The 12,349-nt window shown below is 68.0% G+C and carries 11 protein-coding genes and 1 pseudogene; 10 read left to right on the plus strand and 2 right to left on the minus strand.

All coding sequences use genetic code 11. From position 1 onward, the window contains the following. The first annotated feature begins 77 nt into the window (after positions 1-77). The 6 genes from IPG50_35765 (at position 78) to IPG50_35790 (ending at position 4,777) form a co-directional block, all read left to right on the plus strand. Positions 78-1,193, plus strand: a complete 1,116-nt coding sequence (locus IPG50_35765) for a DHH family phosphoesterase (GenBank protein ID MBK6697505.1) — start codon at positions 78-80, stop codon at positions 1,191-1,193. A gap of 34 nt (positions 1,194-1,227) precedes the next feature. Beyond that, positions 1,228-2,133: a hypothetical protein gene (locus IPG50_35770; GenBank protein MBK6697506.1), complete on the plus strand. Its 906-nt coding sequence runs from the start codon at positions 1,228-1,230 to the stop codon at positions 2,131-2,133. A gap of 215 nt (positions 2,134-2,348) precedes the next feature. Beyond that, on the plus strand, positions 2,349-3,245 hold the full coding sequence (locus tag IPG50_35775) for a PilZ domain-containing protein (GenBank protein MBK6697507.1): 897 nt from the start codon (positions 2,349-2,351) through the stop codon (positions 3,243-3,245). A gap of 25 nt (positions 3,246-3,270) precedes the next feature. Then, positions 3,271-3,939 (plus strand): MBL fold metallo-hydrolase, encoded by a 669-nt coding sequence (locus tag IPG50_35780; GenBank protein MBK6697508.1) that lies wholly within the window; start codon positions 3,271-3,273, stop codon positions 3,937-3,939. 35 nt (positions 3,940-3,974) lie between these two features. Next, positions 3,975-4,169 (plus strand): hypothetical protein, encoded by a 195-nt coding sequence (locus IPG50_35785; GenBank protein ID MBK6697509.1) that lies wholly within the window; start codon positions 3,975-3,977, stop codon positions 4,167-4,169. After that, positions 4,166-4,777, plus strand: a complete 612-nt coding sequence (locus IPG50_35790; protein ID MBK6697510.1) for a molecular chaperone DnaJ — start codon at positions 4,166-4,168, stop codon at positions 4,775-4,777. Before IPG50_35785 ends, IPG50_35790 begins: the two co-directional genes overlap by 4 nt. 121 nt (positions 4,778-4,898) lie before the next feature. Here IPG50_35790 and IPG50_35795 read toward each other — a convergent pair whose 3' ends face one another. Continuing rightward, positions 4,899-5,147: a hypothetical protein gene (locus tag IPG50_35795; protein ID MBK6697511.1), complete on the minus strand. Its 249-nt coding sequence runs from the start codon at positions 5,145-5,147 to the stop codon at positions 4,899-4,901. A gap of 46 nt (positions 5,148-5,193) precedes the next feature. Between IPG50_35795 and IPG50_35800 the strand changes: the two genes are divergently transcribed. The 4 genes from IPG50_35800 (at position 5,194) to IPG50_35815 (ending at position 10,987) form a co-directional block, all read left to right on the plus strand. Beyond that, complete coding sequence (locus IPG50_35800) at positions 5,194-5,814, plus strand: hypothetical protein (GenBank protein MBK6697512.1); 621 nt, start codon at positions 5,194-5,196, stop codon at positions 5,812-5,814. A gap of 114 nt (positions 5,815-5,928) precedes the next feature. Beyond that, the gene (locus IPG50_35805; protein ID MBK6697513.1) at positions 5,929-8,844 is read left to right on the plus strand and encodes a PD40 domain-containing protein; all 2,916 of its coding nucleotides are present in this window, start codon (positions 5,929-5,931) and stop codon (positions 8,842-8,844) included. A gap of 86 nt (positions 8,845-8,930) precedes the next feature. After that, positions 8,931-9,401, plus strand: coding sequence for a hypothetical protein (locus IPG50_35810; protein MBK6697514.1), 471 nt, complete (start codon positions 8,931-8,933; stop codon positions 9,399-9,401). 983 nt (positions 9,402-10,384) lie between these two features. Then, a complete protein-coding gene (locus IPG50_35815) occupies positions 10,385-10,987 on the plus strand; it encodes a thymidine kinase (GenBank protein ID MBK6697515.1) in 603 nt (200 codons plus the stop codon). Position 10,988: 1 nt separating this feature from the next. Here the strand turns inward: IPG50_35815 and IPG50_35820 are convergent. Further along, positions 10,989-12,344 (minus strand): annotated as a pseudogene (locus IPG50_35820) (penicillin-binding protein). Positions 12,345-12,349: the final 5 nt, after the last annotated feature.

Consider the following 12,349-nt stretch of genomic DNA (forward strand, 5'->3'; position numbering starts at 1 on the left):
GCCCGAGACCTACTCGGCACCAGGTGAACTCGCGTCCAACCTGGACCTCGTGCCCTTCTCTTTGCGACAATCACCCGATGTCTGACCCAGTTCGACGGCTCCCGGTTCCGCAACCGGGGCCCGGTGATCGCGCGAAGGCCTTCGCGGAGGCGCTCTCGTTGGCCCGCGGGAAGCATGTCCTCATCGTGCTGCGCGGTCATCCCGACCCCGACGGCATCGCCTCGGCGCTGGCCCAGGCGCACATCGGTCATCGCTTGGGCGTGGGGCAAACGACCATCGCTTATTGCCACGACCTTTCGCATCGTGAGAACCGCGCGCTCGTGAAATTGCTCGGCATCGACCTGCGGAAGATCAAGAGCGTCCGCGAGCTCGGGACGGGCGTCGACTTCCTCTCGCTCGTCGACGCCCACGACGTCGACCCCGATCTCTCGCACGCCGACGGCATCGAGGTCTTGACCATCGTCGACCACCACCGGCCCCACGTCCCGCCCAAGGCTCGCTTCGTCGACATTCGGCAGGAGGTCGGCGCCACGGCGACGATGTTCGTCGAGTACCTCCAGGAGCTGGCGCCGCTCGACGCCGACTCGGAGGACGACCGCCGCGTGGCCACGGCGCTGATGCACGGCCTGTCGACCGACACTGACGACTTCACCTTGGCGCGCGGCATCGACTTCCGCGCCTCCGCGCAGATCGCCGAGCAGTGCGATCGCGATTTGCTCACAGACCTCAGTCGGCGCCTCATCGCGCCGAGCGCCATGGACGTCATCGCGCGCGCTCTCTCGGCGCTCGTCGTGCGCCGCAACTTCGCGATGTCGGGTGTCGGCTTCGTGCCGGAAGGTGATCGCGACACCATCGCGCAAGCGGCCGACTTTCTCATTCGCCGCGAGGACATCGACACGGTCGTCGTCTACGGCGTCGTGGGCGATCGCTTCATCGAGGGGTCCTTGCGAACGCACTCGGCGAGCGTCGATCCGGCCGTGTGGCTCGAGCAAGCGTTCGGCTGCGACGATCGCGGCCGCGCCTTCGGCGGCGGGCGCCGCGACAAGGGCGGATTCCGCATTCCCATCGGCTTTCTCGGCCGCGCGACGGACCGCGCCCAGCTTTGGACGCTCGTTGAGCACGCGATGCGCACGGCGCTCCTTAAGCAGCTCGGCGACGAAGCGGTGTCGCCGCTCGTCGTTCCCACGGCGTAGCGCCACTACCCCAGCGCGCCCTCCGTTCGCCCGCGTGCTCAAGATCGCGTTTTTCGGACTGCCGCTGGCGGCGTTGCTCCTCGACCGCGATGGGCACGAGCTCGTCTACGCGGGGCTCTGCCGCAAGGCCGCCATTGGGGAGCGGCGCCTCCGGGCCAAGCTCGGCGAGCGTGTGGCGCGGGTGCCGCGCCTCGACGGCAAGCTCAAAGACAAGCTCGCCGCGCTGGCGCCCGATCTCGTCGTGAGTTGGTATTGGACCAACAAGTTGCCCGAGACGTTTCTGAAGCTCGCGCCGCTCGGCACCGTGGGCGTGCATCCCTCGCTCTTGCCGCGCCATCGGGGCCCCGATCCGACGTTCTGGACCCTCCTCCGCGGCGATGCGGTGACCGGTGTGACGGCGCACCGGTTGGAGCGTGACTACGACACGGGCGCGATGCTCGGTTCGCGGACCCTCGAGGTCGCCCCTCACTGGAACTCTTGGACGCTCGCGAAGAAGCTCGATCGGCCGTCGCTGGCGCTCCTCCGCGACGTCGTCATGGCGTTCGCCCGCGGCGACGCGCCCCGCGAGATCGCCCAAGACCCCGCTTTCGCGACGGAGGCGCCCTCGCCCACGGAGGAGGAGCTGCGGCTCGACTTTCGCCGGCCCGCCGAAGAGCTTGTGCGCCTCGTGCGGGCGGCGTCGCCGTTTCCCGGCGCCTGGTTTCAGTTGGAGGACGAAATCGTGGTCGTGACGCGCGCCGCCGTCGAGGTCGGCCTGCCGCGGGCGCTCGAGCCGGCCAACGCCTACGTTCACCGCGGGCGCGCCGTCGTCCGAACAGCCGACTTCGGGCTCGTGCTCCTGGCCGGTCGCCTCGTGGGCGATGACCAGGAAATCGACCTCGACGAGGGCCAGTTGGCGAACCTCGTCGCGCGTCTTTCCGAAGGTCCGCGACTCGCATAGCATCGACTTCGTTTCACTTCCGGCGGGCCTCTCGAGGCCGCCCTCGCTTTACTCAGTTTTCGATCTCAGTTTTTCGCGAAGGAGGCACCGTGTCCGATCCGGCATCGACTGCACGCAGCGCACGAGAGTCTTTGGCAAAAGGTTTGTCGGCGCTCCAGTCGGATCCCTCCCTGCCCCCTCAGCTCCTTGAGTTGGCAGCGCCCATTGCTCAAGCCATGGGTGCGCTCCACCAGATCGAGCGCTCCAACGGGGCGCAGCTGAACCCCCACGCGACGCTCGCGCTCGACAACGTTCGGCACGCGCTCCAGAGCCTCCAGGGGCAGGGCGGCTCGCATCCCGCCGTCGCGGCTGCCATGGAGTCTGTCGCCGCGTCGCTCGGATTGGTGCACGCGCTCGGTCGTCTCGCGGCGCCCGCGCCGGCGGTCGCACCCGCCCATGCCGTCGCGGCAGCCCCCGCGCCGCAGCCGGCGCAGGCGTACCACCAACCGATGGCGCAAACGGTCGCGGCTCCACAGCAAGGAGGCTTCGGTGCCCCGCAGCAGCCGTTTGCCCCGCCGCAGCAGCAATACGCGCCGCCCCCGCAACAGCAGGCCTACGCGGCCCCGATGGCGCAGACGGTCGCGTCGCCGCAAGCCTTCGCGCCACAAGCTGCGCCCCCGCAGCCCGCCTACGCGGCGCCGCAAGCCGCACCGCAGGCGGCTCCGCAAGCGCGTCCCGCACAACCTCAGGCTGGCTACGATCCCTTCGCGCCGGGCGCACCGGCACCGGGCGCGAGCGACAAGCTCGTCATCACGGCAGACCTCGGCGCGCAGAGCCCGACCAACTTCTACAAAGGCCTCGCCGGCAACGACATCGTCGATCATGGCGGCATCTTCGTGTCGACGTACATGATCCCGAAGATCGGCACGCCCATCCGCGTGAAGATCGCGCTTCCCGGCGGCTACGAGTTCGAGGCCGACGCCATCGTGCGTTGGGCCCGCGACGTTCGCGACGCGAGCAGTGACGCCCCGCCAGGCTTCGGCGCGCAGCTCTCGAACGTGACGCAAGAAGCGCGGCAGCTCATCTACCGCTACGTTCGCAACCGCGAGCCGCTTTTCCACGACGACCTCTGATCGCAGCTCGGTAGGTCGGTAGCTCGTGTCCCGCTTTGGGCTGCTCCCGACCTTCCGTCCTGGCCCGCTCGGGCGACCGGTCTTCTGCGGCGGCCCGGAAGACGCCGGCGTGCGCGTGCGTTGGCTCGGCACGGCGTGTTTCGTTGTTTCGACCAAGAGCACGACCGTCGTCGTGGACCCGTTCGTCTCGCGGCCGGCGCTGCGCGACGTCGCCTTTCGGCGCCTCGTGCCCGACGGAGTCGAGGTCCGCAGACGATTCCCCGCGAAGGTCGACGCCGTCGTCTGCGGTCACGCGCACTACGATCACGCCATGGACGCTCCGACGCTCGCGCTCGCGACGGGCGCCAAGTTCGTCGGCTCCGTGACGGCGGCCCACCTCGCGCGCGCATCGGGCGTCCCGGAAGAGCAGCTGTGCGTGGTGTCCCGCCTCGGCGAGACGGTGAAGGTCGGCGACATCGAGCTCTCCCTCGTGCCGAGCCTGCACGGGCGATTCGTCTTCCGTCGCTACTATCTGGCCGGTGGTGAGCTCGACGCACCGCCGAAGCTGCCGGCCCACGCCGCGACGTCCGCGCCGGCGGCGTCACGCTCTATCACAACGGCAGCGCCGATCTCATCGACGCGGAGCTCGAGGGCGTGCGCGCCGACGTCCTCCTTGTCGGCCTCGCCGGGCGCTTCGGCACGCGAAATTATCTGAAACGACTCGTCGACGCGCTCGGGCCGAGCGTGATCATGCCCACGCATCACGACGCGTTTTTCTCGCCGCTCGACGATGGCCTCCGCCTCTTGCCGGGCATCGATCTCGATGGATTCGCGTCAGAGGTGCGGTCCCTCGCGCCGGCGGCGTCGCTGGTCCTTCCGCTCTACGACGAGGTGCTCGCGGTTCCCTCGGAAGAGCCGCGCGGCGCGGGCTTCGTCCCCTCGTGACGGCGGGCGCTGGCGGTAGCGGTGGTGAGCGCGACCCCTCCGCGCTCCTAGAGGTCATCCACGGGTTGCTCCTGGACCATCCGGAGGGCTTGAGCGAGTTCGCGCTCTTCGCGGAGCTCGCCAAGCGCGGCTTCCGGGAGTTCGACCGCGAGGTCTTTCGTGACTCCATGCGAATGTTTCAGAGTCATTTCGTCCTATTTCACGTGCTGCACCGTATGCGTGAGCGGCTTGCCGTCGCACAAGAGGGTCCCCTCGTCATCGAGACGCTCTCGATTCGTCTCGGGCCTTGGCAGGGTGACGTGCACGCGCTCGCGTCGCCCGACCCGGTGGCCGCGTACTACCTCGATCGAGCGAACCTCGACGAGACGACGGAGGCCGATCTCCGCGCCATGCTCGATGCCTTTTGGGAGCGCTACGCGGCGCACGGCTCCGTGGCGGAGGCGCTCGGCGTCCTTGAGCTCGCCGAGGGGGCGGGATGGGAGGACGTCAACGCGAAGCACCGAGCGCTCGTCTTCGCGCACCACCCTGATCGGGGCGGCGACGCGTCGCGCCTCGCGGAGATCAATCGCGCGATGCGCATCCTTCGCACGGCGCGCGGCGGACGTTGACCAACGACCGAGAGAGGACTTTCTCGGACCCGCCAAGCGCGCGCCGCGAAAAACCTCGGCGCTCCGCTGGATGAAACAAACTCCACCCATCGGCGGGTGGTTGCGGGGCATGTCCTTCGTGTCAGACAAACGGATGCGCGCCGTTACCTTGGCTCTCGCGTTGGGCATTGCGGCGGTCTCCTTTGGGTGCGCCGCCAACGCCGCCGAGGCCGACGACGAGCAAGCGAGCGCCCTCGAGACCTTGCCCAACGGCCTCAGCGAACGAAGCCTCGAAGCCGAAGGCGTTCGCATCCTCGCCAACGATCGAAACGTCACCGCCGAGGTGCTCGTCACGCGGGCGGGCCTCTCGTGCCGCCGCCGCCGCCGTCATCGAAGGTCGCAAGGATCGGGACGGCTCGCCGCGCTGGTTTCGCTCCGTGTCGGACGTGCTCTCCCTGCCGGCCGTCGATATCGGCGCCATCGATCGGCTCGTGCTCGACGCCACCGCCAGCGGCTACGTCGAGAAGCCCGGCTTCGACGAGCCTCGCTCGGCGCGCCTCGCGGTAGAGCGCGAGATGGCCCACCCGAAGGAGAGCGACATCACGGTCGAGGCTGGCTTCGACGGCCTCGCGCCGGATGCCGTCGTGCCGCTCGTTCGCGGTCGCCTGACCAACCTCGTCCATGCGCAAAACGAGTCGTTCGTCGCGAAGACGATTCGCGACAACCACAAGGCCTTCACCATCGCCGCGTGGAACCTCCTCTCGCCGGGGTCGCCGCCGGCGGAGTTCGCGCGGCGCCTCCGCGCTGACAAGCTCACGCTCCTCGGCACGATGTCGACCGTGAAGCCCACGATCTTGATGGCCGAGCGAGGCGAGCGCACGGCGTTCTTCGCTCGCGGCGAAGACGGCGCGTATGCGCAGCTGCGCGAGGAGCCGAAATACCCTGTCATCATGAGGGCGCGCATCAGGCTCGAGCCAGTCGGTGTTCGCGTGCACTACCCCGATTGGTCGGCGCCGGTCCTCGCGGGACCCACGTCGACGGTCACCGAAGGCCCCTGAAGTTCGCCGCGCCGGCTGATGATCTGGGCCCGGGCCGGGGCCCGCGTTTGCGTTAGACTCTCGGCCCCTCGCGTGGCCCGGCTTTTCCGCCTTTTCTTCCTAGTCCTCGTCGTCGTGAGCCTCGTCTTGCACGAGCGCTCGGCGCAGGCGCTCGCCGATCCGCGGGTCGTTTGGAAGGCCATCGAGACGCGCCACTTCCGCATCAGCTACGTCGACGGCGCTGGGCCCGCCGCTGCTCACGTCGCCGAGGTTGCTGAGGCGATTCACGAGCGGCTCTCGCCCTCGCTCGGGTGGGAGCCGTTCGAAAAGGTCGAGATCGCCATCACCGACGGCACCGACAGCGCCAACGGTCTCACGGGCATCGTGCCTTACAACGAGATCCAGCTGTTCATGACGGCGCCCGACGACCTCTCGCCGCTCGGCGACGTCGATGACTGGTACCTGGCGCTCCTCACGCACGAGTACACGCACACCCTCCACATCGACCAGATTCGCGGATTGCCTGCGCTCTACAATAAAGTCCTGGGCAAGACGGCAGCGCCAAACCAGGTGCAGCCGCGCTGGTTCATCGAAGGCCTCGCGACCTACATGGAGAGCGCGCGTACGAGCGGCGGGCGCCTCCGCTCAGCGACATGGAACATGTTCATGCGGGCCGATGTGCTCGAGAACAACTTGGCGCCGCTCGACGTCTTCTCGTCGACGCCGCGGCGCTGGCCTCAAGGGAACATCGTCTACCTCTACGGGTCGTTCTTCCTGCAGTGGCTCGCCGAGACTTACGGTGAGAAGGCCCTTCGGGCGATCATCGATGACTACGGACGACAGGTCGTGCCCTTCGGGTTCAACCGATCGGTGCGGCGCGCCACCGGCAAGACCTACGAGGAGCTTTACCCCGAGTGGGTCGCGAGCTTGCGGTCGCGTTTTGGAAAGCAGGTCGACGCCGTTCGCAAGAAGGGCCTCCGCGAGGGGCGTCGCATCACGTACCGCGGCGGTAACGCCGAACACCCCGTCTGGGTGCCCGCCAACGGCTTTTCCGACTACGCCGGCGAGCTCGTCTATTTTCGCGATGATCTGCACTCGACGGCGGGCCTCTACGGCGTGCACCTCGAGCGCGACGCGAGCGGCGCGGCAAAGCCGGCGGAGGGCTCGGCGGAGCTGCTCGTGCGCACGAGCGACGCCAGCACGGCGAGCTTCGCGCCCGATGGAAGCCTCGTCTTCGAGTCGGTGGCGGTCTCCAATCGGCTCTACAACTTCAGCGATCTCTTCCGTCTTCCCGCCGGCGTCACGAGCACGGGCGGCCTCGAGGACGCGCGCGAGCGCCTCACGACAGGCATGCGCGCGCGCTCGCCGGCGGTCTCTCCCGACGGGCGTCGCGTCGTGTTCTCCACGCAGACGCGCGGCACGGCGACGATGCAGCTCGGCGATCTCGGCCCCGAGGGCATCACCAACATCCGGCCGCTCGTGGCGAGCGCGCCCCAGGAGCAGGTGTTTCACGCCGAGTGGTCGCCGGACAACCGCCACGTGGCGTACAGCGTTTGGCGTCATGGAGGCTATCGCGACATTCGGTACGTCGACGTCTTGGCGGGCACGTACGTCGACATCACGAGCGATCGCGCCATCGACAGCGGGCCGTCGTTCACCGCCGACGGCCGATGGCTGCTCTTTCATTCGGACCGCACGAAGATCGTCAACGTGTTCGCCTGGGAAACGAAGACGGGCCGCCTCGTGCAGGTCACGAACGTCTTGGGCGGCGCCTACCAGCCGGCCGTCTCGCCCGATGGGAAGACGCTCGCGTACGTCGGCTACACCAAGGACGGCTTCGATCTCTACGCGATGCCCTTCGCCCCCGACAGCGCGCCGCTCGCCGAACCGTACATCGACGACCGACCGCTGGCGCCGCCCCCGCCGCCGAAGCTCTCGCTCACGCCGAAACCCTACAGTCCGCTCCACACGCTCAGGCCGCGGCGCTACTCGTTGCAGACGACGCCCGGCAACTACGGCCAGCGGCTCGCCGTCGGGACCGACGGCTCCGACATCGCGGGCCACCACGCGTTCATCGCGAGCCTCGCCGTGGAGGTCGAGCGGCCGACGTTGCAGTTTGACGTTGGCTACACGTACGGGCGGCTGCCCTTCGACGTCAGCTGGCGCGGTTATCGTTCGATCACGCCGCGGGGGGGCTACGGCGTCGGACCGGAGAAGCAGGTCTGGGCGCAAGAGGCGCTCGGCATCGACACCGCGGTATCGATCCCGCTGTCTCGAGCCTTCGAGAGCCACAGCATCGGCTTCTCGTATTCGGCCTCTCGCATCGACGGCGAGCTGCCGATCCCCGGCGGCAAGCTCGACCCCTACGAGACGCCCACGGTGCCGGTGCGCGGCCTCATCGGTGCGCTGAACGTCGGCTGGTCGTACTCGACGGCGCAACGCTTCGCGATGGCCGTAGGACCAGAGAAGGGCTTCTCCACGTCGGCGAACGTGTCCTACACGAACCCGTGGCTCGCCAGCGACTACACGGGCTTCGCCGCGTCGGCGAACCACGCGATGTATTTCCTGATGCCGTGGCTTCGTCACCACTCGGTGGCGCTCCACGGCAGCCTCGGCACGAGCGGCGGCACGTTCCCAGGCAAGGGCCCGTTTTTCGTTGGTGGCTTCGTCGACTTTCCTGTGGTCGACATGGTCCGCAACGTCCTCATACAAGGCGGCGTGCTCCTGCGCGGCTACGCGCCGGTGGCGCTCGTCGGGCGCTCGAACGCGCTCTTCAACGCGGAGTATCGCTTCCCCATCGTCGACGTCGATCGCGGCCTCTCGACGTTGCCGGTGTTCCTTCAGCGCATCAGCGGCGCCGCGTTCGTCGACTACGGAAGCGCGTTCAACGAGCTCGAGACGGCGAAATTCAAGACGGGCGTCGGCGGCGAGCTAGCGTTCGACACGACGCTCGCGCACGTCGTGGGCTTCATCTTTCGCCTCGGCTACGCGCGTGGCCTCGCCAGCGGTGGCCTCGACAAGCTCTACTTCGTCGCCGCCGTTCCTTACTGAGGTCGAAGCGCGTTCACGAGCGGAGCGTCGACGCGCGGAGGCATGAAACTTGGCTCTCTTTTGCCCTGGCCCGTAGCCTCCCGGCCATGAGGCACGCTTTCATCGTCGCGGCGCTCGGCGCCATTCTCGCCACCGGCTGCCTGGGGCAAACGCCCGCGGCGAAGATGCAGGAGACGGCGCGCGATCTGAACATGAACGCGCGTTTCGGCCGCATGGAGCTGGTCGTCGAGCAGGTAACCAACGGCTACAAGGACGAGTTCGTGAAACGTCACCGGAGCTGGGGCACCCGCGTGCGCGTCGCCGACGCGGAGCTCGTGGGCCTCAAGTACGCGGACACGGAAGCGGAGAGCATGGTCAGCGTGTCTTGGTACGACGTGACCGAGCAAGAACTCCGCGGCACCGTGCTGCGCCAGAAGTGGAAGGCGCGGCGAGGCGATTGGCTCCTCGACTCGGAAGAGCGCGTCGACGGTGACGTTGGCCTCTTCGGCGACGGGCCGCCCAAGGCGCCACCCAAGCCTAGAGAGACGGCGCAGTTTCCGACGATTCGGATTCCGTAGCGGGAAGTCTTTCGCGACCCGAGCCGCGCCCACGCCAAGACCCCGGACCAGGCTGAGACTTCAGCCCGATCCGGAATGCTTTCCTTGTGCGCCGGAGGTGGCCCGCGGCGGCGAATCGGCGCTGGGCTCGGCGGCGGCGATTCGTCCGCGCACGAGCCAGGCTTCACGCCTTCGCGGCGGCCTTCTTGGTCTTCTTCGCGGCGGTGCCGGCCTTCTTGGCGGTCTCCACGCGGCGCTTGAGCCGGGCCTTCTTCTTGGCCTGAGACTTGCGGCGCTTCATTTTCATCGAATTACGGCGGTCGTGATTCCCCATCGAGGCCTCTCTTTACGTCCAAAAAGCTGAGGCGGGACATTGCCTCTGAATGGGCCGCCGCGTCAACGCCCGAGCGTCGTGGTGTGAGGGCAAAGACCCCCACGCTTGCCGAATCGGGCGAGCCCAAGACCGTTCGCGGACAGGTCGTCTCTTGTCCTCCACACCTGATCGACGGAGCGCATCGCCAGTAGACGGACGGACTCAGGATGCTAGCCTCGCTGTGTGGACGTTGTCCTGCGCAAGTTAGGCAAGGGGTCGAGGGCGGTTGCTGGTCGACTCGTTCGAGCGCCACGCAAAGGCTCGGTTGTCGTCATCGAGTTCCCGGATGGGATGCACGAGTACGTGACGACTCCCGTCAAGCGTGTCCTTCGCCTTGCGGGCCGTGAGGTCTTCTACATCGAAACCATCAATAGCCGGTACCGGCTCGAAGTTCGCAACCGCGAAGAAGCCGTAGCCGAAAATACTGGCTGACCACCGAAGGCGCGGTGGCGCGCCGCTCCCTGCCGCGATGGCTGGAGGGGGTGGCGTTACGGGCGGCGGGCCGATGGCCTCGCCGCCCGCTCCGTTTTTGGCGCCGCGACTGGGCAAACAAACGCGGGGGGCAGGGAGCCACGCCCCGCGCAGCCCTGTCGCTTTTCCGCGCCGCGCGATTGGGCTAAGCCCCGCGCCGATGATTCAAAGTGGCGAGCACCTTGCGTTCGGCAAGCAGCGCGTAGGCTGCATCGAGGTCGTGTGCGGCTCCATGTTCAGCGGCAAGACCGAGGAGCTGCTCCGGCGCTTGAAGCGCGCCCGGCTCGCCCGCCAGCGAGTCCAGCTCTTCAAGCCGCGTGTCGACAACCGCTACGACGCCGTGAAGGTCGTGAGCCACGAAGGGGCAAACGCCGACGCCTTGCCCGTGGGGAGCGCCGAAGAGCTCGCCAAATGCGTCGCCAGCGACGTCGCCGTCGTGGGCATTGACGAGGTGCAGTTCTTCGACGAGCAAGTCGTCGAGATTGTCGAGCGGCTCGCCAACCTCGGCATCCGCGTCATCGTGGCGGGCCTCGACCAAGACTACCGTGGCCTTCCTTTCGGCCCGATGCCGCAGCTCATGGCCATCGCCGAGTTCGTGACGAAGCTCCACGCGGTCTGCAGCACCTGCGGCGGTACGGCGAGCCGGTCACAAAGGCTCGTGGCCAGCGAAGGGCAGCTCTTCGTGGGAGGCGCCGCCGCTTACGAGGCGCGCTGCCGCCGATGTTTCGTCGCTGGCGTCATCGAGCAGGCCGACGCCGGCTAAGTCAGCGGCGCGCGACCAGCTCGATCTTCGGCTTGCTGACGCGCTCGACCTTCTGAGTCGCGAAATACGCGCGCATCATTTCACGCGCCACGACGTTGGCTTTGACCTTCCACGTGGGGTTGTTCACGACCAACACGGCGATAGCCACTTGTTTGGTCGTTCCGTGCGGCCTCGATGGAGCGAAGCCCGTGAACCACGTGTAGAAGCGCGACGTCTGCGGATCGGTGAGCGTGCCGGTCTTGCCGGCCACGGCGATGTCCGGAAGAAAGGACGCGCCGCGCCGATCCCGGAAGGCGCGGTACGACGTGCCTTCGGACACGGTGTGTTCCATCATCGTCGTGACGGCGCGCGCCGTTTCGGGCGAGACGACGCGACGCAGCGCGGGCCCGCCCGGAGGTGCCGTCCAGACGCTCTTGCCCTCGGCGACGACCTCTCGCACGAGGCGGAGGCGTGGCGCTTCACCGCCGCGCGCGAGGATCGTGCTGATCCAAACCGACTCGATGGGCGAGAGCGTGGTGTTCCAGAAACCGGCCGCCGTACGCGCAAAGCCCACGGGCTCGGGGGGGAACTTCAACGTGCTGGGCGCGACCGGCAGGTCGAAGGGCACCGGCTCGCCGAAGCCGAAGTTTTTCGCCATCTCTTCGAGCCCGGCGGTCTTCAGGTGCTTGAGCGCGAGCCGTGCAAAGACCGTGTTGACGCTGCGCCCCATGGCGCCCGAGAGGGAGGTGCACCAACGATCGCGATGGGGGTTGTCTTCAAGATCGATGGGCCGAATGTCGTGTTCGCCGCCGGAGAAGCACTGGCGCGTGTCGGGCGTGAGCCCCGCCTGCTCCACGAGCGCCGCGCCGGTGATGACCTTGAAGACGCTCGCCGCCGGCGCCGATGCCTCGAGCACCAGATCGCGCGACTTTCCCTCTTCGACGTGGCTCGCGTAAACGAGCACGTCGCCGGTCTCGGGGCTCACCATCACGATGGAGGCCTCCGGCAGCTTGTACGCGCGGAGAAGGCGAATGGCGGTCTGCTGGAGTTCCGGCTCGAGCGTCAGGCGAGCGACGCGCCCGCCCGCGAGCGGAGCCATGACGCCGCTGTCGTCGACGCCGACCTTGTTCAGGTCGAGGCCCGCGAGGCTCGGCGCCGACGGCGCCGCTTCGCTGGTCGTGAGGCGGGCCGCCAGGGGGACCACGCCCTCGGTCGTGGTGGTCAAGCCAGGCATCTCACCGGCCGTTGCGCTCTGCACGGAAAGGCCCGACGACGGACGCTTGAGTGACAAGAGCGCGGCGGCGGCCGCCACGGAGATCGCGCCCCAAACCCATCGGCGCATGAGTTAGACCGCCTCGTTGTGGAAGGTGTTGAGCATCTGCG

The organism is Myxococcales bacterium (genome assembly GCA_016703425.1).
In the GTDB taxonomy this organism is placed as follows: Bacteria; Myxococcota_A; Polyangia; order Polyangiales; family Polyangiaceae; genus JADJCA01.